This is a genomic window from Paraburkholderia sp. PAMB 6770 (assembly GCF_057748135.1).
This window is the reverse complement of sequence record NZ_CM173239.1, coordinates 2,005,352-2,029,675: the sequence shown is the minus strand read 5'-3', so window position 1 is coordinate 2,029,675 and position 24,324 is coordinate 2,005,352. Positions and strand designations below refer to the sequence as shown.

General features: G+C 69.8%; 18 protein-coding genes. 5 read left to right on the top strand and 13 right to left on the bottom strand.

The features are described 5' to 3' along the window. Positions 1-54 precede the first annotated feature (54 nt). From AC3AP7_RS26380 to ptsP, 4 genes are read right to left on the bottom strand one after another with little or no spacing between them, the layout of a single operon-like run. The gene (locus AC3AP7_RS26380) at positions 55-498 is read right to left on the bottom strand and encodes a hypothetical protein (protein ID WP_487363244.1); all 444 of its coding nucleotides are present in this window, start codon (positions 496-498) and stop codon (positions 55-57) included. A 13-nt stretch (positions 499-511) separates the two neighbouring features. Further along, positions 512-2,263, bottom strand: coding sequence for a PTS fructose-like transporter subunit IIB (locus AC3AP7_RS26375; protein WP_487363243.1), 1,752 nt, complete (start codon positions 2,261-2,263; stop codon positions 512-514). Between the two features lie 13 nt (positions 2,264-2,276). Beyond that, positions 2,277-3,290 (bottom strand): 1-phosphofructokinase family hexose kinase, encoded by a 1,014-nt coding sequence (locus AC3AP7_RS26370; protein ID WP_487363242.1) that lies wholly within the window; start codon positions 3,288-3,290, stop codon positions 2,277-2,279. After that, positions 3,287-5,791, bottom strand: coding sequence for a phosphoenolpyruvate--protein phosphotransferase (gene ptsP / locus AC3AP7_RS26365; protein ID WP_487363241.1), 2,505 nt, complete (start codon positions 5,789-5,791; stop codon positions 3,287-3,289). The genes AC3AP7_RS26370 and ptsP overlap by 4 nt, the downstream gene beginning before the upstream one ends. A gap of 224 nt (positions 5,792-6,015) precedes the next feature. Here ptsP and AC3AP7_RS26360 point away from each other — a divergent pair, with 224 nt between their 5' ends. After that, complete coding sequence (locus AC3AP7_RS26360) at positions 6,016-7,029, top strand: LacI family DNA-binding transcriptional regulator (RefSeq protein ID WP_487363240.1); 1,014 nt, start codon at positions 6,016-6,018, stop codon at positions 7,027-7,029. Positions 7,030-7,312: 283 nt separating this feature from the next. Here AC3AP7_RS26360 and AC3AP7_RS26355 read toward each other — a convergent pair whose 3' ends face one another. The 3 genes from AC3AP7_RS26355 to AC3AP7_RS26345 form a co-directional block, all read right to left on the bottom strand. Continuing rightward, positions 7,313-7,570 (bottom strand): DUF2866 domain-containing protein, encoded by a 258-nt coding sequence (locus tag AC3AP7_RS26355; protein WP_487363239.1) that lies wholly within the window; start codon positions 7,568-7,570, stop codon positions 7,313-7,315. A gap of 188 nt (positions 7,571-7,758) precedes the next feature. Further along, positions 7,759-9,189: a cytochrome-c peroxidase gene (locus tag AC3AP7_RS26350; RefSeq protein ID WP_487363238.1), complete on the bottom strand. Its 1,431-nt coding sequence runs from the start codon at positions 9,187-9,189 to the stop codon at positions 7,759-7,761. A 155-nt stretch (positions 9,190-9,344) separates the two neighbouring features. After that, the gene (locus AC3AP7_RS26345) at positions 9,345-11,009 is read right to left on the bottom strand and encodes a phospholipase C (protein WP_487363237.1); all 1,665 of its coding nucleotides are present in this window, start codon (positions 11,007-11,009) and stop codon (positions 9,345-9,347) included. A 335-nt stretch (positions 11,010-11,344) separates the two neighbouring features. On the opposite strand from AC3AP7_RS26345, the gene AC3AP7_RS26340 reads away from it, so the two are divergent. Continuing rightward, positions 11,345-12,460 (top strand): GGDEF domain-containing protein, encoded by a 1,116-nt coding sequence (locus AC3AP7_RS26340; RefSeq protein WP_487363236.1) that lies wholly within the window; start codon positions 11,345-11,347, stop codon positions 12,458-12,460. Positions 12,461-12,593: 133 nt separating this feature from the next. Here the strand turns inward: AC3AP7_RS26340 and AC3AP7_RS26335 are convergent, their stop codons facing one another. From AC3AP7_RS26335 to AC3AP7_RS26315, 5 genes are all read right to left on the bottom strand, one after another. Continuing rightward, positions 12,594-14,306: a peptidoglycan D,D-transpeptidase FtsI family protein gene (locus AC3AP7_RS26335; RefSeq protein ID WP_487363235.1), complete on the bottom strand. Its 1,713-nt coding sequence runs from the start codon at positions 14,304-14,306 to the stop codon at positions 12,594-12,596. Positions 14,307-14,519: 213 nt separating this feature from the next. Then, positions 14,520-16,061, bottom strand: a complete 1,542-nt coding sequence (locus AC3AP7_RS26330; RefSeq protein ID WP_487365026.1) for a methyl-accepting chemotaxis protein — start codon at positions 16,059-16,061, stop codon at positions 14,520-14,522. A gap of 362 nt (positions 16,062-16,423) precedes the next feature. Further along, positions 16,424-16,576, bottom strand: coding sequence for a hypothetical protein (locus tag AC3AP7_RS26325; protein WP_487363234.1), 153 nt, complete (start codon positions 16,574-16,576; stop codon positions 16,424-16,426). Between the two features lie 160 nt (positions 16,577-16,736). Beyond that, positions 16,737-17,333 carry a nucleotidyltransferase family protein gene (locus AC3AP7_RS26320; protein WP_487363233.1) on the bottom strand — a complete coding sequence of 199 codons (597 nt, stop codon included), beginning with the start codon at positions 17,331-17,333 and terminating at the stop codon, positions 16,737-16,739. 577 nt (positions 17,334-17,910) lie between these two features. Next, on the bottom strand, positions 17,911-19,203 hold the full coding sequence (locus AC3AP7_RS26315; RefSeq protein ID WP_487363232.1) for an aspartate carbamoyltransferase: 1,293 nt from the start codon (positions 19,201-19,203) through the stop codon (positions 17,911-17,913). Between the two features lie 264 nt (positions 19,204-19,467). Here AC3AP7_RS26315 and AC3AP7_RS26310 point away from each other — a divergent pair, with 264 nt between their 5' ends. From AC3AP7_RS26310 to dapA, 3 genes are all read left to right on the top strand, one after another. Next, positions 19,468-19,848 (top strand): BPSL0067 family protein, encoded by a 381-nt coding sequence (locus tag AC3AP7_RS26310; protein WP_487363231.1) that lies wholly within the window; start codon positions 19,468-19,470, stop codon positions 19,846-19,848. Then, a complete protein-coding gene (locus tag AC3AP7_RS26305; RefSeq protein WP_487363230.1) occupies positions 19,835-20,170 on the top strand; it encodes an STY0301 family protein in 336 nt (111 codons plus the stop codon). Before AC3AP7_RS26310 ends, AC3AP7_RS26305 begins: the two co-directional genes overlap by 14 nt. A 494-nt stretch (positions 20,171-20,664) precedes the next feature. After that, positions 20,665-21,519 (top strand): 4-hydroxy-tetrahydrodipicolinate synthase, encoded by an 855-nt coding sequence (dapA, locus tag AC3AP7_RS26300; protein ID WP_487363229.1) that lies wholly within the window; start codon positions 20,665-20,667, stop codon positions 21,517-21,519. Positions 21,520-21,760: 241 nt separating this feature from the next. Here dapA and AC3AP7_RS26295 read toward each other — a convergent pair whose 3' ends face one another. Next, positions 21,761-23,827 (bottom strand): putative bifunctional diguanylate cyclase/phosphodiesterase, encoded by a 2,067-nt coding sequence (locus tag AC3AP7_RS26295; protein ID WP_488324831.1) that lies wholly within the window; start codon positions 23,825-23,827, stop codon positions 21,761-21,763. Between the last annotated feature and the right edge of the window lie 497 nt (positions 23,828-24,324).

Below are 24,324 nucleotides of genomic sequence, written 5' to 3'. Positions count from 1 at the left end.
CAGGCGCGTCGGCGTGCGCGCATCGCGTGCATCGCGTGCATCGATTACCCGGCGTTACGCGGTCCGCGCATGCGGGGCCGGCACCGCGTCGGCGCCGGCTTGCGCATCGCACGGGAACAGGCACGCGCGCGGGTACGAGAACGTGTCGGCCGCATAGGCCGCGTAGGCCGGATGCCAGCCGCCGAGCAGCCGGTCGACCGCCTCGCGGGCTTCCTGAATGGCGGCGTCGAACGAACCGCACGAACCGCACGAACCGCGCGCCGCGCGCGCGCGGTGCGGCAACCGGCTGTCGTCACCGGCGGCGCTCGCGTGACACGACACGGTGGCGTACCGCTCGCCGAGGCGGCGCGACAGCGTGCGGCGCACGCTCACCCCGCCGGCGTCGACGATCTGCTCGACGTCGATCCGGTAGCCCCGATAGGTTTCGCCATGCCGGCGCGTCTCGCCGGCGCAGTCCGCTGCGCAGGCAGGCGGGCAGGGGGTCGCGGCGCGCGTCATCGCGGGGCGCGCCTCACGCAGCGTCCGCCGCGAGCGGGCGCTTCAGCAGCCCCACCGCAAGCGCCGTGATCGCCGTGCCGGCCGCGATCGCGAGCACGTACAGGCCCAGATGCGTGACCGCGTTCGGAATCGGCAGCACGAAGATGCCGCCGTGCGGCACCTTCAGCTCGACGCCGCTCGCCATCGAGATCGCGCCGGTGATCGCCGAGCCGATCATGCACGCCGGAATGATCCGCATCGGATCGCGCGCGGCGAACGGTATCGCGCCTTCGGTGATGAACGCGATGCCGAGTACCGCCGCCGCGTTGCCCGCTTCGCGCTCGTCGGGCACGAAGCGGTTGCGGAACAGCCACGTCGCGAGCGCGATGCCGAGCGGCGGCGTCATCCCGGCCGCCATCGTCGCGGCCATCGGCGTGTACACCTGGCTTGCGATCAGGCCGGTGCTGAACGCGTAAGCAGCCTTGTTGACCGGGCCGCCCATGTCGAACGCCATCATCGCGCCGAGCAGCAGGCCGAGCGTGACCGCGCTGCCGGTCTGCATCGAGCGCAGCCATGCTTCGAGCCCGCGCAGCGCGGAGGCGACCGGCGAGCCGACCACGTAGATCATCAGCAGCCCGACCACCAGCGTGGAGACGAGCGGAATGATCAGCACCGGCTTCAGGCCTTCGAGGTTGCGGTGCAGCTTCAGCTTGCGGCTGATCAGCAGCGCCGTGTAGCCGGCGAGGAAGCCGGAAATGATGCCGCCGAGAAAGCCCGCGCCGAGGCTCGCCGCGAGCATGCCGCCGACCATGCCGGGTGCGATGCCGGGGCGGTCGGCGATCGAGTACGCGATGTAGCCGGAGAGCACCGGCACGATCAGCGCGAACGCCGATTTCGCGCCGATCTGGAACAGCGCCCACGCGAGCGTGCCCTTGTGCGCGTCGTCGAACGCGTAAATGCCGCCGAGCGCGAACGACAGCGCGATCAGCAGCCCGCCGGCGACGACGAAAGGCAGCATGAACGACACGCCGGTCATCAGATGCCGGTAGGGGCCGCTCGCCCTGGCCGCGCGCTGTTTCTTCGCCGCCGCGACCTGGTCCGCGAGGCTTGCGCCGCTGGCGCCGCCGCCTTCGATGCCCGCCTGCGCGATTGCGTTGCCGATCAGCGCGGCGCCGTTGCCGATGGCGGCCTTCGTGCCGCTTTCGTACAGGCGCTTGCCGCGAAAGCGGCTCTTGTCGACCTGCGTGTCGGCAGCGATCACGACGAGGTCCGCCTCGGCGATCTGCTCCGGCGTCAGCGTGTTCTGCGCGCCGACCGAGCCCTGGGTTTCGACGTGAATCGCGTGGCCGAGCGACTTCGCACCCTGCGCGAGCCCTTCGGCGGCCATGAACGTATGCGCGATGCCGGTCGGGCACGACGTGATCGCGACGATTTTCAGCACGCGCGCGGGCGCCGTATCGTGACCGGGCGCGGCGGCGCGGTCGCTCGCGATGCGCGCGAGCAGCGCATCGGCGCTGCGGATCGCGTCGTCGAGCGACACGCGATGGATCGCCTTGCCTGCAAACGGCGCTTCGTCGAGGGGCGCGTCGTCGTCCGCGGCGATCAGCACCGCCTGGGCGGTGTCGATCTGCGCGGCCGTGAGCGGGTTGTGCACGCCGAGCGCGCTGCGCGTCTCGACGGCGAGCGGCGTGCCGCGCCGGTGCGCGGCGCGGATGAGCGCCGCGGCGGCAACCGCCGGGGCGGCGCCGTGCGTGGGGGACGATACCAGTCCGATCAGCTTGTCCATGGTGTTCTCGGGTTCACACGGTGTGAAAGGGGGCAGCGGGCCGCGCGTCGGCGGCGATCTCGAAGGCGGCGAGCTGCACGCGCGCGGCGAGCGCATCGAGGTGCGCGCGCTCGGGCAGATGCGGGCCGACGCGCGCGAGCTTGGCGGCGGCGAAGGCGCTCGCGCGCCGGCCCAGTTCGTCCCACGTGCGGCCCTCGACGAGGCTCGCGATCAGCCCGGCGACCAGCGCATCGCCCGCGCCGACCGTGCTCGCGACCGGCACGCGCAGCGGCGCCGCATGCCAGCCCGCGAAGGCCGCCCGGCCGCTCGCGCGCGTCACGCCGAGCGCACCGCGCTCGCCGAGCGACACCACGACCCGCCCGATGCCGCGCTCGACCAGCGCGCAGGCGCCCTGCACGAGCGCGTCCTCGTCGTCGAAGCGGCGGCCGAGCGCGGCTTCCAGCTCCGCGCGGTTCGGCTTGACGAGATCGGGCAGTTCCGCGGGCTCGGTCGCGCCGAGCACGTCCGCGAGCGGCGCGCCGCTGGTGTCGAGCGCGACGCGCGCGCCCGCCGCGTGCAGCGCGGCGCTCACGCGGCGATAGAACGACACGTCGATGCCCGGCGGCAGGCTGCCGGCCAGCACGAACCAGCGTCCCGGCGCGGCCAGCTCGACGATGCGCTGCGCGAGCGCCGCGACGTGCGCGACGTCCGGCGTCGCGGCGGCGAGGTTGACGTCGGTGGTCTGGCGGCGCGCGGGATCGACGAGCTTCACGTTGATGCGCGCGCGGCCGGGCACGCGCACGAAGCGGTCGACGATGCGCTTTTCGGCGAACAGCGCGTCGAACGGCGCGCTGTCCACGCTGCCGAGCAGGCCGGTGGCGATCGTCGCGATGCCGTAATCGGCGAGGCAGCCGGCGACGTTGACGCCCTTGCCGCCCGCGTTGAATTCGAGCGACGCGGCGTGGTTGACCTCGCCGAGCGCGAGATGCGCGACGCTCACGGTCTGGTCGAGCGCCGGGTTCGGCGTGACGGTGACGACGGTGTTCATGCGGCGGCCTCGATGTCGGCGGTATCGAGCGCGCGCACTGCCTCGACGTCCTCGCAGTCGAGCGCGTGCCGTGCGAGCGCCTGCAGTGCGTCGAGCCGCGCGCCGCGCAGCCGGGCCTTGACCGCGGGAATGTCGCGCGGGCTCATCGACAGCTCGTCGACGCCGAGGCCCGCGAGAATCGCCGCACCGAGCGGATCGCCCGCGAGGCCGCCGCACACGCCGACCCATTTGCGGTGGCGGCGCGCGCCGTCGACGGTCTGGCGGATCATCCGCAGCACCGCCGGATGCAGGCTCTCGGCCATCCGCGCAAGCTCGGGGTGCTCCCGGTCGATCGCGAGCACGTACTGGGTCAGATCGTTGGTGCCGATCGAGAAAAAGTCGACCAGCGCCGCGAAATGATCGGCGAAGGCCGCCGCCGACGGCGTTTCCACCATGATGCCGAGCGGCACCTTCGGCGCGTTCAGCTCCGCGCGCACCGACTCGGCGAGCGCGAGCGCTTCGCGCGCTTCGTCGAGCGTCGCGACCATCGGGAACATGATCCACAGCGGGCCGTGCTGCGCGGCGCGATACAGCGCGCGCAACTGCGGCATGAACAGGTCGAGCCGGCGCAGGCACAGGCGCAGGCCGCGCACGCCGAGGAACGGGTTCGCCTCGTGCGGCAGGTTCAGATACGGCACCTGCTTGTCGCCGCCGATGTCGAGCGTGCGGATGATCAGGCGCCGCCCGCCGCTCGCCTCGACCATGCGCCGGTAGCAGTCGTATTGCTCGTCCTCGCCGGGCGCGTCGTGGCGTTCGAGGAACAGGAACTCGGTGCGCATCAGCCCGACGCCGTCCGCGCCGTGCCCGAGCGCGCCGCGTACCTGCTCCGGGCGCGTCAGGTTCGCGCCGATTTCGAGCACGTGGCCGTCGAGCGTCGCGGCCGGCAGTGCGCGGGCCGCGGCGTCGCGCGCGGCCTGCTCGGCAAGCTGGCGCTGCGTGTGGCGCGCGCGTTCGAGATCGCGCGCCGACACGCCGACATGGAGGCGGCCGCTCGCGCCGTCGAGTACCGCGTCGCTGCCGTCTTCCAGTTCCATCAGCGCCGCGCCGCAGGCGAGCGCGGCGGGCACGCCGAGCGTGCGCGCGAGAATCGCGGTGTGCGAGGTCGGGCCGCCGGCCACCGTGCAGAAGCCGAGCGTCACGTGCGGGTCGAGTTGCGCGGTGTCCGACGGCGTCAGGTCGTCGGCGATCAGGAGCGCCGGCGTGTCGTGCCGCGGGGGCGCGTCGACGGCTTCGCCCAGGTGCCGCAGCACGCGGCGCGACACGTCGCGCAGGTCGATCGCGCGCGCGGCGAGCAGCGGGTCGGGCAGCGCGGCGAGCTGCGCGGCCTGCTGCGTGGCCGCTTCGTGCCACGACCACGCGAGCCCGTGGCCGTCGAGCAGCAGCGCGGCCGCATGCGCGAGCAGCGCGGGGTCGTTCAGCAACTCGCGGTGCGCGGCGAAAATCTCGCCTTCGGCGGCGCCGAGCCGCGCGGCGGTGTCGCGCGCGAGCGCGTCGAGCTCCGCGGCGGTCGCGCGCAGCGCGGCGTCGAGCCGGTGCGCTGCGTCGAGCGGCTCGTCCGGCCGGTCTTCGATGGCGAGCCGGGCCGCCCGCACGACGCGTATCGGGCCGAGCGCGAAGCCGGGACTGCCGCTCACGCCTTCGATCGTGCGCGCCGCGTCGAGCGGCGTCCATTGCGGCGGCTGCGCCTGCTCGCGACGGGCGCGCGCCGCCGCCGCGCGGGCATGTTCCTCGGCCGACAGCGCTTCGATCGTGCGCCGCAGCGCGCCCAGCGCGTCAGCCGCATCGACGCCCTGGGCGGACAGCGTGAGCGCGGCGTTCGCGCCGGCGCCAAGCTGCAGCAGGCTCACGAGGTTCTTCGGGTCCGCCGCGTGCGCGCCGTGGCGCACCCTCAGCGCGGCCTGGAAGCGCTTCGCGGTGGCGACCCACGCGCTCGCCGGACGGGCGTGCAGACCGTGCGGATAGTCGAGCACGAGTTCGACGCGCTCGGCGAGATCCGCCGGCGTGCTGGCGACGATCGCCGCCGGGCCCGCTGCGCCGCCATTCAGCGCGTCGACGATGCGCTGCGGCTCGCGCGCCTCGACGAGCGCGCGCAGTTGCGGCGCGTCGCCGATCAGCCGCGTGAGCCGCTGCAGCAGCGCGATGTGCTCGTCGGACTGCGCGGCGATCGCGACCACCAGGTGCACGCGCTCGCCGTCGTGCCACTCGACGCCCTGCGGCAGCTGCAGCACGGCGACGCCGGTGCGGCGGATCAGATGGCGGTCGTCCTGCAGGCCGTGCGGAATCGCGACGCCGCTGCCGAGATAGGTGTTCGAGACCTGCTCGCGCCCGTGCAGGCTGTCGATGTAGCCCGGCTCGATACAGCCCGCGGCGGCGAGCAGTGCGCCCGCCTGGGCGATCGCGTCGTGTTTCGAGCCGGCGGCCGCGTTGAGGCGGACCTGTTGCGCGGTAAGCAGCGACGGCATCGCGTCTCCTCGATCGGTTCATTGAAGTGAGCGTATTGGAATCGATACCACTTCCACAGTCAAGCCATGCCGACGCCGCTTCATTTCGCTGAAAAATCCGCGAACCTGGTTAGAATGCTCGGAGAGGCCCGACGAGCCGGCATGTGGGCGATTCGGTCCGGGCGGCCGGCATCCGGCAAATCCAGGGAAAATACCGAGCACGAAACGGAATCGATACCACTTTCATGACGCTACGAATCAAGGACGTCGCGCAGGCGGCGGGCGTGTCGGTCACCACGGTGTCGCGGGTGCTGTCGAACAACGGGCCGGTGCGCGACGCGGTGCGCGCGCGCGTGCTCGCGGCGATCGAGCAGCTCGGCTACCGGCCCAACGCGGCCGCGCGGCGGCTGCGCTCGGGCGATACGGCGACCATCGGGCTGATCGTTTCGGACGTGCGCAACCCGTTCTTCACCGAGGTCAGCCGGGCCGTCGAGGACGCCGCGTACCAGCAGGGGCTGCGCGTGATCCTGTGCAACACGGACGAGAATCCGGAAAAGGAGGCGATGTACCTGCGGCTGATGGAAGAGGAGCGCGTGACCGGCGTGATCTACTCGCCGACGCACGACGCCGCGCAGCGCTTCAGTGCGCAGGCGTACGACTTTCCGGTCGTGATGATCGACCGCGCGGGGCCAGCGGGCAGCGCCGACGCGGTCGTGCTCGATAACCGCGACGCCTGCGCGCGCCTCGTCGAGCATCTGGTCGCGCGCGGCTACCGGCGCATTGCCGGGCTGTTCGGCAATGCCAGCACGACGGGCCGCGAGCGGCATGCGGGCTTCGTCGAGGCGCTGCGGCGCCACGACCTGCCGGCCGAGGCGCAGTTCGTCGAGCCGAATCCCGACAGCGCGTGGCGGCATGTGAGCGCCTGGCTCGCGCAGGGCGGCCCGGCGTGCCCGGATGCGCTCGTCGCCAGCAACGGCCTGCTGCTGCTCGGCGCGTACCGGGCGCTGCGCGCGCACGCCGCGCGCACGCCCGCGGTCGTCATGGCGCTGGCGGGCTTCGACAACGACGCGTGGACGGAGCTGGTGTCGCCCGGCGTCACGGTGATCGCGCAGCCGGTCTACGAGATCGGCCGCAATGCGATGCAGTTGCTGATGCAGCGGCTTGCCGAACCGGCGATGTCGACCCGCACGCTGGTGCTGCCGGGCGAACTGGTGATCCGCGGCTCGACGGCGCCGCGCGCGGAGTGGGCAGGGGTGTGAGAAACGGGGCGAAGCCGGAAAAGCGTGGAACGTGAGAAAAGCGTGGAACGTGAGAAGCGCCTCGGCAGCGCGGCGTTAGCGCGCGCGCTCAGTGAACGATGATCAGCAGGATCGACGAACCGACGATCAGCGCGAGCAGACAGGCCGCGGTCAGCAGATTGTACGGATACCTCATTGCAGTCAGTCCCCATCGTTGCAAGCGGATGCCCCGATGATAGGCGCGTACGCCCCGGACGACTGTCAAGGATTGCAAAAGCGACCGGCGCCGGATGCGGCGGTGGGCTCAGTGGTCGCCGTCGAGGCTGAAGCGCCGTCCCGGCACGTGCGATACCAGCGCGCGCGCGATGTCGAGCGCGCTGCTTTCGGCCGGCACCACGCAGCGGCGCGCGTCGGGGGCGTGCTTGAAGGTCCACTCGACGAGCCGGTAGGAGCGGCCCCAGGGCGGCTGCAGCGCGTCGGAGACGGTGCAGGACTGGATCTGCTGGGCCCACCCGCATTCGGGCATGGCCTGCAGATGTTCGATGACCGATTGTTCAACCATGGCGTGTCTTTTCCTGGCAGCTGCACACGTTCGCGGATATGGCGTCGCGTATCTCGCCCCTTGCATCCCGGATAAAAAAACGCCGCCGGTGCACAGGCGGCTCAACAGGGGATGTTGAGCCGCATGGTTGCAGGTCAGAATTAAGCCAGCCTTAAAACGGCCCCGCACGGGCCTGTTTCGCGTGCGGCTCAGTGCTGCGCGCCGTAGCCGTCATCGAGCGTCTGCAGGAACGCGATGATGTCGCGCATGTCCGCGTCGGTCATCGCGGGCGGGTCGCCGAACTTGCGGTCGAACGGCGCGTCGGCCACGTCGATGTTTTTCCAGTACTGCTCCGGCAGGTCGTCGTACTTGCGGATGCGGCCGTCCGCGCCGCGCGGATAGACCTTCGCGGGGTCCGTGTCGCGCGCGTTGTAGAACGTCAGCACCTGCGCGAGCGTGTGATAGACGCCGTTGTGGAAAAACACGTGCCGCGTCGCCACGTTGCGCAGCGTCGGCGTGAGGAACATTCCGCAGTATTGCGTCTGGGTCTTCAGGTCGGTCCGGAAAGGTCCGCAGATGCCCATGTCGTAGAAGTGCGGATCGCGGTTCTGCGCGAGCGCGGGGTTGCGCGGCACGCCGAGCGCCTCGTACTGGGTGTCCGTGAAGAGCGGCGGCAGCCCGTCGCGGCCCGGCTGCGACAGGTGGCAGCCCGCGCAGTTGGCCTTGTTCGGGTCGTTGAACAGGCGCAGCCCGCGCAGCTCCGCGTGCGTGAGGCGCGCGCGGCCTTCGAGCCAGTAGTCATACTTGCTGTCGTACGGATGGAACGACGGGTCTTCGTATTCGTAGCGCGCGATCGCGAACATCGCTTCGGAGACCGCGAGCTGCGGGTTGTTGAACACGGCGGGGCCGAACAGCTGCATGAAGGTCTGCCGGTAGGCCGGCGTCTGCAGCTTCTTCGCGACGGCGGCGATGCTGGGGTTGGCCATCTCGACCGGGTTCAGCATCGGTCCCGACGCCTGCTGCTGCAGCGTGTCGACGCGGCCATCCCAGAACATGCCGCCCTGCGGCACCATTTGCTGCGACGGCGCCGCGGTGCCGGCGATTTTTTGCGCTTTCTGCACGTCCGCGTTCTGCGAGGCGAGCTGCACGAGGTTGATCGGCGCGTCGCTGTCCGACGGGTCGGGGCCGATGCTGAAGTTCGCCTGACGCTCCAGGTACTTCAGCGACGGCGGCGGACGGTAGCCCTGCAGCGTCAGGCTGGGGCCGCCGAACTGCGCGGGCAGCGCGTTCGGCGGGCCGTATGCGTGCGCGGGGCTGTGGCATGACGCGCACGACTGCCGCCCGGAGGCCGACAGCGACGGATCGAAGAACATCTGCTTGCCGAGCTGCGCGACGGCGCTCAGCGGCGCGGCCGGAGGCCGCAGCAGCTTGATCGGGTGGGGGTTCGCGCCCGTCAGGTCCTCGACGATCTGGCCGACCGCGGCGGGCGTGTATTGCGGCAGCGCGAGCGCGAATGCCGCGTAGCAGAGCGCCGCGGCGATCACGCCGGCGACCGCGCGGCGCGCGAACCGTTTGCCGTTGCGCGGTTCTTTGCCGGCCGCGGGAGGGGTGTTCAGGGACGGAGAGGAAAGCTCGCTCATGAGTGTGGTATCGGCAGGCAGGGCGGAGAGTACGTCGGCATCGAACCGGGCGCATCAAACGGTTGCGCCGTGTTGCGGCCGCGACGGCTGCAACACGGCGTTGTGCGGCGCGCCGCGGCCGGCCCGCTGGCCGGCGCGCGGCAGGACGCCGGCGCTTACAGGGCAGGCGGCGTCGCGACCGGCGTGCCGACCGTCTGGTCCAGGTACAGCGGCGTGGTGTTGGCCGTGCCGCTGAAGTTGAACAGGGTCATGATGCTGCCGGCGCTCGCGTCATACGCGCCGCCGCCGAGCCGCTCGCCGCCGAGCCAGTTGTCCTCGATGAAACGTACCACCGAGGTCTGGTCGATCAGCGTGTGGTCGACGTAGTTGCTCTTCGCCCACGGCGAGATCACGAGGAACGGAATGCGCGTGCCGGGGCCGCAGCGGCCGTTCACCGGCAGGCCGTCGATGCCGTTCGCCTGGGTGCCGGTGCCGCACACGCCCGCGCCGTTCAGCTGGTCCGCCTGGCTGTCGAACGACGAGTGCTGCGGCGTCGTGAACTGATGGTCGTACCAGCCGTCCGAGTCGTCATACGTGACGACCACGGCGGTGTTGACCCAGTCGGGCTGCTGTTCGAGGAAGTTGACGACCTTCGTGACGAACGCCTGCTCGTCGAGCGGATCCGAGTAGCCCGCGTGCGCATCCTGCGCGGCCGGCGCCTTCAGGAAGCTCACCGACGGGAAGTTGCCCGCCTCGACCGCGCTGAAGAAGTCGTCGGTATCGTACTCGTGGTTGGCCGGCTCCGGCGTCTTGCCGTCCGTTTCGAGGCTCGAACCGATCGCCGCGACCGAGCTCGGACGCGTGTGCTGCGGGTTCGACGTCGACTTGTAGTACTGGAACCAGTTGTGGTGCGGGATGTAGTCCGCGGTCGCCGCGCCGACTGCCGTTGCCGTCGTGCTGCGCTTGCAGCCGGTGGTGCCGTTCGGGTTGGTTTCGGCGAGGTCGAAGCCGCCCATGAAGCCGCCCCAGGTGATGTTCGCCGCATTCAGCAGGTCGCCGATGTTCTTGCCGCTCAGCAGCACCTGATCGGTCGTGCTCGAACACGTGTCATAGGCCGGATCGACGTCGCCCATCAGCGTGTAGCCGCCCTGGCCGTCGTTGATGTAGTAGGTCGGCGATGCGACCGTCGACGGCTGCTTCGTCGTCTTGACGAGCTGCACGCCGTTGTTCTGCCCGGACACCACGGCGAGCGCGCCCGGCGTCGACGGACCGTAGTCGGTCGTGTACGCGTTGTCGCTCATCGCGAAGCGCTGCGCATAGTTCCACAGCGCGGTGACGGTGTTGCCGTCGAAGTAGCCCATCACCTGGCCGGTCGTGCCGAACGCGCCCGCGCCGCCGCTCGTGCCGTTACCCGTGTACTTCGGGAACAGGTCCGCGAGGCCGTTGTCGTAGGCCTGCTGTTCGGCCGTGTACGCGTGGTTCTGGTCGGCGGTCGCCGCCTGCGTGCGATCCAGGCGGAACGGGTTGACCGCGCCCGCGCCGTTGGCGGCGTTCGTGTAGTTCGGGTTCGCGGTGAGCAGCGTGCCGCTCAGGCCGTTGACGGCCGGCGTGCCCGACGCCGCCGTGAACGCCGGTTCGCCGCTCGGGTTCGTCGCCTTCGGATAGGTGGCGAAATAGTGGTCGAACGAGACGTTCTCGTTATAGATCACGACCAGGTGCTTGATCGGCGTCGCCGTTTGCAACTGGTCCTCGGGGGTAAGCTGGACGTGATTGCTGCCGCAGGCAAACAGGGCAAGCGATAGCGCGGCGCAAGGCGCGGCAATCAAGGCTCGACGCAACATGTAACGTGACTCCCAAAGGGTGGTGATTTTCGTTGTTCAGGTCTTGTGTTTCGTACGCGGCGCCGCCTGGGCGGGCATCGTGCGGACGGGGCAGACCTTCAGGGGACGTGATGTAAGGCGAACGCATTGAACCATTCAGCCGTGAAAGTACAGAGTCGGTTTCCTTTCTCGTGAAAATGTCATAGTAATGAAAATGTAAAAATGCCGGGCGAAGCGGACGGGGCGAGCGTGCCGGCGCACTGCGCATCCGACCCTCAAGCAGCGGCCAAAACGGCCGTTATACCGGCGGTTGGGGCTGCCGCCTCCATCTTGCCTTCGGCCCGTCCGGTGCTCACGTGACACATCTTGCACACACGCCGCTGTCCGACCGCCTGCGCGTCCTCGTCGAGACCGTGCAGCACAACGAGCGCACGCTGCGGCGCTTCCAGGACGTCGAGCTGTGCCTGATCGGCGCGCAGGGGTTCGCATCGTTTCTCGACACGCTGTTCGTGCAGTTGCCGGGCGAATTCGGTTTGTCGGACGTGTGCTTGTGGCTCGACGCGCGCGTGCCGATGCTCTCCGACCTGCTCGCACCCGGCGCGCTGCGCAGTCTCGGGCGGCGCAATCTGTTGACGAGCCGCGCGGGCCGCCTGAGCGGCGCGCGGCTGTGCGCCGGCGGCCAGCCGTGGCTCGGGCGCGTGTGCACGCTCGACGCCGAGGCGCGCGACGCATTCTTCGGCGCGCGCGCGGCGCCCGCTAGCGCGATCCTGTTGCCGCTTGTGGCCGCCGGGCGCACCTCAGGCTATCTGTGCCTCGGCAGCGACGACCCGGGCCGCTTCGGCGAAGGCATGGCGACCGACATCCTGCAGCGTTTTGCGCGCATCGTCACCGCGAGCCTCGATAACGTCGCGCATCGCGAGCAGTTGCGTCACATGGGCATGACCGACGCGCTGACCGGGTTGTCGAACCGGCGCTATTTCGACGAGCGGCTGCGCGAGGAGATCCAGCGCGCGGCTCGCTATGCGGCGCCGGTCGCGTGCCTGTTCATCGATGTGGACTGCTTCAAGCAGATCAACGATACCTACGGCCATCCGACCGGCGATCGCGCGCTCGCCGCGGTTGCCGCGTGCGTGCGTCAGCACGTGCGGCTCGGCGATACGCTCGCGCGCTACGGCGGCGAGGAGTTCGCCGCGCTGCTGCAAGGCAGCCGTGACGACGCGCTGGTTGCTGCCGAGCGCGTGCGCGACGCGGTCGAACGGCTCGATCTGAGCGACGAGCGCGGCGAACGCATCGCGCTGACGGTGTCGATCGGCGTGGCGGCGCAGGTGTTCCATGCGGCGGCTGCGCCGCGCGCGGCTGCGGAAGGCGAGCGGCTGATCGACGAGGCGGACCGCGCGATGTATCGCGCCAAGCGCAACGGACGCAACCGCGTCGAAGCGGCCGTCTGCGCCGACGAGCTGCCTGCGGGCTGAAGGTGGGCTGAAGGTGGGCTGACGGTGGGCTGAAGGTGGACTGAAGGCGGGTTGATGGCGGTGCGATGATGCCCGGCGGCGCTCCGCTGTGGGCCGGCCGCATGGCGATTCCGGGTGTCCGGGGGACGGGCGTTCACGCGTCGGGCGGCACGCCGAGCAACTGCAGCGCGCCGCCTGTCACCGCGCTGAAGACCGGCCCCGCGACCGTGCCGCCGTAGTACGCGCGGCCGGCCGGATCGTCGATCATCACCGCGACGACGAGGCGCGGCGCGGCAATCGGCGCGAGGCCGACAAAGAGCGCGCGGTAGCGGCCCTGCGCGTAGCCGAGGCCGCTCTGCTTGCGCGACGTGCCGGTCTTGCCGCCGACGCGATAGCCGGGCACCGCGGCGGCCTGACCGGTTCCGCCCGGCCCGACGGCCAGTTCGAGCATTGCGCGAATCTCGCGCGCGGTTGCCGCGCTCGTCACGGCGCGCGCGGGCGGCGCCGCGGCGCCGGACCCCGGGTCGTCGCGCAGCAGCCGCACCGGCTGCAGCGTGCCGTCGCCGGCATACACCGTGTACATCTGCGCGAGCTGCAGCAGCGACGCCGACAGCCCGTAGCCGTAGGCCATCGTCGCCTGCTCGATGGGCCGCCAGCGCCGGTACGGCCGCAGGCGGCCGGCGGCGGCGCCGGGGAACGCGAGCACCGGTTTCTGCCCGATGCCGTACCGTTGATACGTTGTCCAGATCATTTCGGCCGGCAGATCCAGCGCGAGCCGCGCGAGTGCGATGTTGCTCGACTTCTGCACGGCTTCGGCGACGCTCAGCATGCCGTGGTCCGACGTGTCGTGAATCACGGCGCGCCCGATCCGGTATGCGCCGGATGACGTATCGATGAGACTGTGCGGGCCGACGCGGCCGGTGTCGAGCGACAGCGCGACCACCACCGGCTTGATCGTCGAACCCGGCTCGAACGTGTCCACCACCGCGCGGTTGCGCAGCGGCGGGCCGGCGAGGCGGCTGCGGTCGTTCGGATCGAAGCTCGGATAGTTCGCGAGCGCGAGAATCTCGCCGTTGCGTGCGTCGAGCACGACGACGCTGCCGGCCTGCGCGTGGTGCAGCCCGACCGCGCGCTTCAGTTGCGCGTACGCGAGCTGCTGGATGCGGCGGTCGATCGTCAGCTGGACGGTCGCGCCGGGCAGCGGCGGCACCGGCGGGCGCGTCTCCGAGACGGCGCGCCCGAGCCGGTCGCGGATCACCTCGCGCGTGCCGGCCAGCCCGGCGAGCTGGGCGTTCGCCGCGAGTTCGACCCCCTCCTGGCCGTGATCCGCGGCATCGGTGAAACCGACCACGTGCGCCGCCGATTCGCCTTCCGGGTAGAAGCGTTTCGAATCGGCGACCTGCGTGAGGCCGGCGAGGCCGAGCTGACCGATGCGCTGCGCGATCGCCGGTTCCACCTGGCGCTTGAGCAGCACGAAGCGCCGGTCGGTGCCGACGCGCTGGCGCAGCGCGTCGGGCGGCATGTCGAGCAGACGCGCGAGTTCGGGGAGCGCGGCGGGATCGAGCTGCTGCGGATCGGCCCAGATTTCCGCGGTCGGCAGGCTGACCGCGAGCAGCGCACCGTTGCGATCGACGATGCGGCCGCGCATCGCATCGAGCGCGATCGTGCGCTGATAGCGTTTTTGCCCCTGCATGACGTAGAAGCGATGATCGACGACCTGGATCCAGAACGCGCGCCCGGTGAGCACGCAGAAGACCGCGCTCATCAGCATGACGACGAAGCGCGAGCGCCACGCCGGCAGGCCCGGCGCGAGCAGGGGATGGCGGGCGAACGGGGCGTCGGAGCGCGGGGGCTTTTTGCGGAACATGGGCGCGAGCCGGGAAAGCAGGGCGGGAACCGGCTCGCATGCACGCGGGACCGGCGGGCATGCGAGGCATGCGTCGATCCCCGGATTGTAAATAAAGTGTAATGTATTTGCGATGCTTGCGTAAGAAATCCGGCCGGGTGCGGTGTCGAGCGGGGCGGCGCGCGGCATGGCCGCGTACCGCCCCGGCGAAGCACAGCGTGCCGCGCGCGGCGCTCAGGCCGGCAGCGCGAAGCTCGCGATCGCGTCGTGCAGCGCGCCGACCTGATCTTTCAGCGAGTGCGCGGCCGCCGCGGCCTGCTCGACGAGCGCCGCGTTCTGCTGCGTGACCTGATCCATCTCGCCGACCGCGCGGTTGACCTGCTCGATGCCCGCGCTCTGCTCGCGCGACGCGTGGCTGATTTCTTCGAGAATCTCGTTCACGCGGCGCACCGACTGCACGATCTCGCCCATCGTCGAGCCGGCGTTCGACACCAGCGTCGCGCCCGTTTCGACGGTATGCGTCGAGGTCTCGATCAGCGCCTTGATTTCCTTCGCCGCGGTTGCCGAACGCTGCGCGAGGCTGCGCACCTCGGCGGCGACGACCGCGAAGCCGCGGCCCTGCTCGCCGGCGCGCGCTGCTTCGACGGCTGCGTTCAGCGCAAGGATGTTGGTCTGGAACGCGATGCCGTCGATTACGCCGATGATGTCGCCGATCTGCCGCGAGCTGTTCGTGATTTCGCCCATCGTGCGCACCACGTCGTCCACCACGCGGCTGCCGCGCGTCGCGACGTCGGCGGCCTGGCCGGCGAGTTGCGCGGCGTGCGAGGCGCTCTCGGCGTTCTGCTTCACGTTGACCGTCATCTCGTCCATGCTCGACGCGGTCTGCACCAGCGCGGCGGCCTGCTGCTCGGTACGCTGCGACAGGTCCGTGTTGCCCGCGGCGATCTCGCTCGCGCCGACGTTGATGTTTTCGGTGCTGCTGCGCACCCGCGACATGGTCTCGACGAGGCTGCCCTGCATCGCGCGCAGCGCGTGCATCAGGCTGTGTTCGTGACGGTACTGCAGCGGCACGTCGACCGTCAGATTGCCGTGCGCCATGCGCTGCGCCGCGCCCACCGCGTCTTCGAGCGCGCCGCCGAGCGCGTGATGCACGCTGCGCAGCACGAGCAGCATCGCGCCGGTCGCGAGGCCGCCGAGCACCACGGTGATCGCCAGCCACGTCAGCAGGTTCTCGATGAACGCATGCTCCACGTCATCCATGTACATGCCGCTCACGATGTACCAGTCCCACGGCGCAAAGCGCATCGCGTAGCTGGTTTTTGCCACGGGCTTGTCGTGACCCGGCTTCGGCCACAGGTAGTTGACGAAGCCGCCATCGGGCTGCCGGCCGGCGTTGACGATGTCGAGGAACAGATGGTTGCCGGCCGGATCCGTGAACTGGCCGAGATTCTTGCCGATCAGGTCCTTCTTGAACGGATGCATCAGCATGACCGGCTGCGAATCGTTCACCGAGATGTAGCCATCCGTACCGTAGCGCAGGTCGGACAGCGTGGCGAGCGCCTGCTTTTGCGCGTCCTGCTCGCTCATCGCGTGCTGCTGCGCGAGCGTGTAGTAATGCGTGGCCACGGTGTCGGCTTCCTGGACGAGGGTCGTGATCTGCGCGCGGCGGTCGGCGATCATCGACGCGCGGTTATGCCACGCGCCGAATGCGCCGATCAGAATGAGGCCGATCCAGAGCACGATAATCATCGACCCCAGTTTTCGGTTCAAGGTCATTGTTTGCATAGCGCGTTTCCATCGGAGGGGGGTGGTCGGTCAGGACCGGGGGGCGCCGGGCGAGGGGGCGGGCGACACTCCGGGTCTGTGTGTGATTACGGCCGGCGAGGATGCGCGATGTAGCAGGGGAAACCCGTAGCGGCGGCAGGCCGCATCCGATGGCGTTTCGTATGAACAATGCGTGCACGGGGTACGGCGTACGGCGTACGGCGTACGGTGCACGGGGTACGGGGTACGGGGTACGGGGTACGGGGTACGGGGTACGGCCACCGGCAGCCTGCAGAATGGATTGAATCGCAGTACTGATTAATGGGGGCGCACGGCCGCGTGGACAGTGCGCGTTCGCACGCGGCGGCGTGACGTCAGACCGGGTCCTTGTCCGGCGGCGCCTCGGGGCGCTGAGGCTCGTCGTTGTGATGACCCGGCGCGGGCGGCGTGAGCGGATCGGCCTCCGGGTCGCGGGTCGGATCGGCGTGCGGATCGGGGATGGGCGTCGTATGGATGCGGCAGGTCATGGCGTCACCTCGCGAGTCGGACGGCGGGCCCGCGCGGCGCGCACGCGGAACGAGCGGCGCCGCGGGCCCTGACGCTGATAGCGTAGGCGAAACACGCGGCGCGTGCGTGACGCGAATCATCCATTTGCCGCTTTTTTGCTGCCGCACGGCGCGCAACGGCTCAGAGCGTCTGCAGCGCCTGCAAATCGTCAGGGGTATCGACGTCGCGCAGAATGCCCGGATCGTCGACGTCGACGCGCGTGACCGCGTGGGCGGCCAGCAGCGCGCGGGCGCCGGTGTCGCCGTCGAGCGCGATGAGCGCGTCGCGATAGCGCGCGCCGAAGCCGACCGGATGGCCGCGCTGCCCGCGATAGAACGGCGCGACGATCGATGCGCCGCCGTCGAGTGCGCGCGCGACGGCTTCGATTGTCGGTATCGCGATGCACGGCATGTCCGCCAGCGCGACGATCCAGCCTTCCGCGTCGGCGCAGGCGTCGACGCCGGCCGCGAGGCTCGCGCCCATGCCGCGCAGCGCCTGCTCGGAAAACACGACGTCGCAGCCCGCGTCGTTCAGCATGCGGGCCAGCGTCTCGTCGCCGGGACGGACCACCGCGAGCACGCGCGCGACCACGCGCAGCAAGTTGCGCGCCGCGTCGTGCGCCACCTCGTTGCCATCGGGCAGACGGGCAAGCAGCTTGTTGTGCAGGCCCGCGGGATCGAAGCGCGACCCCCGGCCGGCGGCGAGCAGCACGCCTGTGGCGAGCGAAGCGTAGGTCATCGGCGCGATCGTGGAGAGAAGGATGCGCCGATTGTGCGACGCAACGCGGGTATATGCAAGGGACGGGGGGCGTGGCTGGGCGCCGCGCGGGCGTGCCGTTTCTGCGATCTCGCAGGGATGACGTTTGCGGGAATACCTTTGAGCAGGTTGGTATCTTCCGCAGGCATCGCGATACGCGTATCGTAGTCGGCCGATTGAACGTCCGTACCATCGTCGCCCGCGCGTGTGCACGAGCGCGCGGTCAACAGGCGTCCGCATGGGCGACGGCGCGCCGGCCGTTTTGATCCGCGCCGCCTGTCCCCGCGATCCAGGCCGGCGATGCGTGCGTGCATCGTCGCGCAGGCTATGGCGCTATCCTCAACAGGGCTGAGGCGCTGGCCCTTGTCGACAGCGGGTCAACGGGGCTCCGCCCTGCGAGCGGCCCATCGGATTGATCGATCGATATCGGCGCGCCGTAAGCGGAGCGGGCATATCGCTCGCGTCCGGCACGTCGCCGGTCTTCGCGATCGCGTATCCCCGCGCGCGTGCATTCGCGTGCATTCAATCCGGATGCCTGTCCGGGTGCGTCCACGCCTCCTCAATCAATCCCATGAAACACCGCGTCGTCCGGGCCCAGATACGCCGGCGGACGCCAGGCGGCGTCGCGCATCGAATGCTGGACCAGTTTCTCGACGCCGAGCAGTACCGCGAAGATCGCCATCCGCACCGGGATGCCGTTGTCGGTCTGGCGGAAGATCGCGAGCCGCGAATCGTGATTCAGGTCGGTGCTCAGGTCGTTCGCGCCGGGGCGGCTGTCGCGCGGCAGCGGGTGCATGATCAGCGTGTCGCGGCCGCAGACGCCGTCGACGAGCGCCTGGTTGATCTGGAAGTCCGGCGTGTAGCCTTCAAACGACTCGTCGGCGAAGCGCTCCTTCTGGATACGCGTCGCGTAGACGACGTCCGCGCCGCGCAGTCCCGCGGCGAGATCGTGCGTCTGCTCCACCACGTGATCGTTGCGCGAGATCTGCTCGACGATGTACGACGGCATCTCCAGCGTGGGCGGCGCGATCAGCGTGAACTTGATGCCGCGGTACAGCGCGAGCAGCTTGACGAGCGAATGCACGGTGCGCCCGTACTTGAGGTCGCCGACCAGCGCGATGTGCGCGCCGTCGACAATCTTGTCGAGCCGGGAGAACTCGCGCTGGATCGTGTACAGGTCGAGCAGCGCCTGGCTCGGGTGCTCGCCGGGGCCGTCGCCGCCGTTGATCACCGGAATGTTGGTCGCGCGCGCGAACTCCGCGACCGAGCCCTGTTCGGGATGACGGATCACGAGCGCATCGACGTAGCCGCTCATCACGCGGCTGGTGTCGTAGATCGATTCGCCCTTGGCCATCGACGAGAACGTAAAGCCGGTGGTGTCGCACACCGACCCGCCGAGCCGGCAGAACGCGGCGCCGAAGCTCACGCGCGTGCGCGTGCTCGCTTCGAAAAACAGGTTGCCGAGCACCGCGCCTTCGAGCACGCGGGAGATTTTCCGGCGCCGCGCGATGGGTTGCATGATGTCCGCGACCCGGAACAGCGCCTCGACCGCATCGCGCGAGAACTGATCCACCGACAGCAGTTGCGGCTTGCCTTCGAACAGCATCTGGTTCGCGAGCGGCTGCGCGTCTACGCTTTGCGTATAGTTTTCGCGAGACTCGCCCTGGCCCACGATCTCCGACACGAAGCGCTCGACGATTTCCGGCATCGCCCGCGATTCCTGCGAGTCGTCGGGCAGCAGCCACGTGTCGAGCGCCCGGCGCGACACGCCGATGCGGTTTGCGAAGGTATCGCGGGTCATGTTCAGGCGGCGCATCGCGTCGCGGAGAAAGGCTTGTTGCGGGACGCTCATGCGGGCCACCTGTGGCTGAGGGTTGATGTACGCGTTGCGTATATTAGTGGGGCCCGTGCAGAAGTCAAGTCCGTTGTGAACGGCGCGCCGGAAGAGCAAATAAATTTATCTCAATCAGGCTATTTGCAAGATAGATATTGGGTTAAATTGCCCGCTCTGCGATCAGCACGCGCACCTGTCGCGCGCCGCGGATGAAGGGCCGTCGCGCACGTCTCGCCGGGCGGCGCGCGGCCGGACCATGCCCCCACGTTTGCCGGAGAAAGAATGCCTTACGTCGCCAATCTGACCACCGCGATGGGTCTCAGAGGACAACTCGTTGGAAATGGACAATGTGTTTCCTTCGTGCACGCGGTTACACTCATTCCGCCGGCATCGCTCTGGCATCGCGGCGAGGCGGTGAAGGGATCCGGCACGATCCAGCCCGGCACCGTGATCGCCACGTTCGATCCGGACGGCCGCTACGGCAACCACACCGATGGCCGCAGTCACGCGGCGGTCTACCTGGGGCAGGACGCGCATGGCATCCGGGTGCTGGATCAGTGGAACGGGCACACGAGGCAGCCGGTTCATGAGCGCGTCCTGCGTTTTCGCCACGGGCAGGGCGCGATGGTCAACGACGGGGATCAGTTCTATGTGGTGCGTTAGATCGGTCGCGCTCGGCGTTGCGTTGTGCGCGGGGCTCGCCGGCCCCGCGGCGGCGGCGCGGCCGTTCGCGTGCCCGGCGAGCCTCATGGAGGGGGGCGTCCGACACCGGCTGAACAACGCATCGCTGTACGACGGGCCGCCTGCCGGCATGGCCGATCTCGCGCCGGAACCGGGCGCGCGCTACGACCGCTGGCCGCTCGCCGGCGTCGATCCGTACCTCGTCTGCCGCTACGCCGGGACGGCGAAAACGGTGGTGCTGCGTCCGCGCGCCGCGCGGGTCTGCGAAGCCGGCGACCGGCCTTTTCGTGCGTTTTGCCGCTGACGTGAAGCGGCTGATGTCGGGCTACCTACTGCCATAGAACGACCGACATAGAGCGGCTGACTTAGGCCGGCCGACGTCAAACCGGCCGACGTTCAACCGCCGAGGTCAAACTGGCGAGGTCAAGCTGCCGACGTCAAACCGCCGACGTCAAACCGCCGAGGTCAAACCGCCGAGGTCAAACCGCCGAGGTCAAGCCGCCCGCATCCGGCGACGCGCCGTCGCGCTGGCGCGCCGCCCGCGATGCCGGTTACACTGCTGCGCATGGCATCCGGCTCGTCGCTCTCCGTCCGTGCAATCCGTTGCGCCCGCGCACAGCAGGCGCGCGCCCGCACGGCCGCGCAAGCCAAAGCCAAAAAACAGCGGCTCATCTGACCGGAGCCTGCTGTTCCGTCAGATGTGCGACGGAACAGCTCCTCGAGGCCCCCGGCCTGTCCTCTCCCGCTTTCCCTCGCGCCACTGTACGGAATCGATACGGTCGCTTTCGAGGTGAACTCATGTCTGTCTTTTCCGGTATCTGGATTCCCGTCGTCACGCCGTTTGCCGACGGCGCGCTCGACCATGCGGCGTTGCGCCGCCTCGTGCGCCGCTATGCGGAGGCGGGCGTCGCGGGGCTCGTCGCGCTCGGCACGACCGGCGAGCCCGCTGCGCTCGATGCTGCCGAGCAGCACAGCGTGCTCGCGACGATTCTCGACGAAGCCGGCAGCCTGCCGGTGCTGGCCGGCGTGTCCGGCAACGAGCCGGCCGCGTTGCGGGCGCGCGTGCGCGAACTGAACGCGCTGCCGCTCGCGGGGCTGCTGGTGAGCGCGCCGTATTACATCCGGCCCTCGCAGGCGGGGTTGATCGGGCATTTCACGATGCTGGCCGACCTGAGCGAACAGCCTGTCGTGCTGTACGACATTCCGTACCGGACCGGCGTGCGGCTCGAACTGGACACGCTGTTCGCGCTCGCCGCGCATCCGCGCATCGTTGCGGTGAAGGATTGCGCAGGCTCGCCCGACACGACGCTCGCGCTGATTCTCGACGGCCGTCTGCAGGTGCTCGCGGGCGACGACCTGCGCCTGTTCGACACGCTGTGCGTGGGCGGCAGCGGGGCGATCACGGCGTCCGCGCATCTGTATCCGGAGCGCTTCGTCGCGCTGTACCGGGCGCTCGCGCAGGGGCGTCTCGACGAGGGGCGCGCGCGGTATCACGCGCTGGTGCCGCTGCTGCGGGCGCTGTGCGCGGAGCCCAATCCGGCGCCGGTGAAGGCGGCGCTGGCTGCGCAGGGGCTCATTCGCGACGAGTTGCGCGCGCCGCTCACGCGCGCGACGCCCGCGCTGGAAGCGCGTCTGCGGCAACTGGTCGGGTAGGGGGCGGCGCTCGCGCGGGCGAACGGGCGGGTGGGCCGGCAGGCGGTCTCAGGCAGGCGGCAAGCAGGCAGCAGGCAGCAGGCAGGCAGCAGGCAGCAGGCAGGCAGCAAGCGGCAGGCCGCAGACGGTCAGGCAGTCAGGCAGTCAGGCAGTCAGGCAGTCAGGCGGGCGGGCGGCAAGCAGGCTGCAGGCCGCAGACAAACGAACAGGCGCGCCCCAGGCAATCGCCCGTGCCCACCCGCTAGACGGGCGCCATGCGCTTCTTCAGCAGCGCGCCGAATGCGTCGGCCGCGATCGGCTTGCCGAGCAGGAACCCTTGCATCTCGTCGCACATCATCGCCTTCAGCTTGTCGAGCTGCGAGGCCGTTTCGACGCCCTCGGCGACCACGTCCATGTCGAGCGAGTGCGCGAGCGCGATGATCGCCGACACGATCGCCTCGCCCTCGGGCCCCTGTCCGTCGAGGCCGTTTGTGAAGAAGCGGTCGATCTTCAGCTGCTTCACGCGAAAGCGCTGCAGGTACGCGAGGCTCGAATAGCCGGTGCCGAAATCGTCGATCGCGATCTCGAAGCCGCACGCCTGGAACTCGCGTATCGTTTCGACCGTTTTGGCCGCGTCCTGCATGGCGACCGTCTCGGTGATCTCGAACATGATCTGCGCCGCGGGCACCTGTCCGTCAGTGACGATCTCGAGCATCGTCTGCACGAGCTGCGGCTGCGCGAGCTGGCGCGGCGACAGGTTGACCGCGACCTTCACCGGCGGCAGCCCCGCGTCGCGCCAGCGGCGGATCTGCCGGCAGGTCTCGCGCACGACCCAGTAGCCGATCGGCACGATCTGCCCGGAGCGTTCGGCAATCGGGATGAATTCGAGCGGCGCGAGCGAACCGAGTTGCGGATGATCGAGCCGGATCAGCGCCTCGGCGCCGGCCAGCTCGTTGTTGTCGCCGCGGAACTTGGGCTGGAAATGCAGCGAGAAATACTGATGCGCGAGCCCCTCGTGCAGCGCGTGCTGGATCTGCAGCATGCGCGTGGCCGCTTCGTTCATGCGCGCCTCGAAGAAGCGGTAGGTGCTGCGGCCGGCGCGCTTCGCCTCGTACATCGCCGCGTCGGCGTGCTTGAGCAGCGTGTCGACCGTCTCGCCGTCCTGCGGATACATCGCAATGCCGATGCTCGGCATCACCTGCAGCGGCTCGTCGTCGCCCCAGACGCCTTCGCGCATCCGTTCGAGCACGCCTTCGGCGATGCGCCGCGCGTCGTCGGCCGACGCCAGGTTTTCCGACAGCACGACGAATTCGTCGCCGCCGAGCCGGGCAACCGTGTCCGCCTCGCGCACGCAGCGCAGCAGCCGCTGCGCGAACGCGGCGAGCACCTGGTCGCCTGCCGAGTGGCCGAGCGAGTCGTTGATGGTCTTGAAGCCGTCGAGGTCCATGAACAGGATCGCAAAGCGGTTCTGGCGGCGGTGCGCCTGCTCGATTGCCGCGTCGATGCGCTCGGTGAGCGTCGCGCGGTTCGGCAGGCCGGTCAGCGTGTCGAGCGTCGCGAGGCGCACGATCTGGCCGTTCAGGCGGGTGACCGCATTCGCGAGGAAGGTGGTCCGCGCATCGAAGCGCGACAGCATCAGCGTCACGCTCAGGATCGCGAGCGTGGACAGCGTCACCGCGGTGGCGAGCCAGACCGTGCTGATGCCGCTCGCCGCGCCGCACACCGCGCCGAACGGGAACGTCGCGGCGGCCATCCCGGCGTAGTGCATGCCGCTGATCGCCACGGCCATCACGAGCGCGGCGGCGAAGCGCGCGCGCACCACGTGGCGCACGCCGCCGCGCAGCCGGCGGGCAATCTGCAGTGCGGCGAACGAGGCGGCAATCGCAATCGCGATCGACGCCGCGAACCAGCCGGGCTGGTACTGGATCGCCGGCTGCATCCGCATGGCGGCCATCCCGGTGTAGTGCATGCCGGCGATGCCGAGCCCCATCAGCACGCTCGCGACGGTGAGATGCGCGAGCGTGACGTGCGCGCGCGTCATGCAGAACAGCGCGAAATACGACACGACCACCGCGATCGCCAGCGAGAGCGCGGTGAGCGCGATGTCGTAGCCGAGCGGGATCGGCAGCGACAGCGCGAGCATCGCGATGAAATGCATCGACCAGATGCCCACGCCCATCGCGGCGGCGCCGCCGGCGAGCCAGGCGTGACGCGCGAGCGACGGGGCGAGCAGCGAGATGCGGCCAGTCAGGTCCAGCGCCGTGTACGACGCGAGCGTCGCCACGAGGAAGGAGATTGCGACCAGCCAGAAATTGTAAGTACCGGGCATAGGGATTCCTGCCGCATATGAGATGCGGCTCCACTGGTTTACGGCCGTGCAAGCGTTTTATTGAGGGCGCTGGCGGCCGGCGCGTCAGCGCGGCGAGCGTCCGGCGGACGCGGGAGCGCGGGGACGTGGGGACGCAGGAATGCAGGAATGCAGGAATGCAGGAACGCAGGAACGCAGGAACGCAGGAACGCGAGGATATGGGAACCCCGGAACCCCGGAACCCCGGAACCCCGGAACCCCGGAACCCCGGAACCCCGGAACCCCGGAACCCCGGAACGAACGCGACGCGGGCGCGTCCGGTGCGCCGGTCCGCGGCGCAATCGGTGCTAGACTCGAATGGCCTTCAATCGCACGATTCATCCGGTGTCTTCGTGAGTGCTCCGCTTTCGACCGACGACGTGGTGTTCGGCTTGCCCTGCGGGGGCCGCGGCGCGTCCGCCCTGGCCGCGCACGAGCCCGCGCCGGCGTGCGCGGGCGCCGCGCGCACGAAAGCGCTT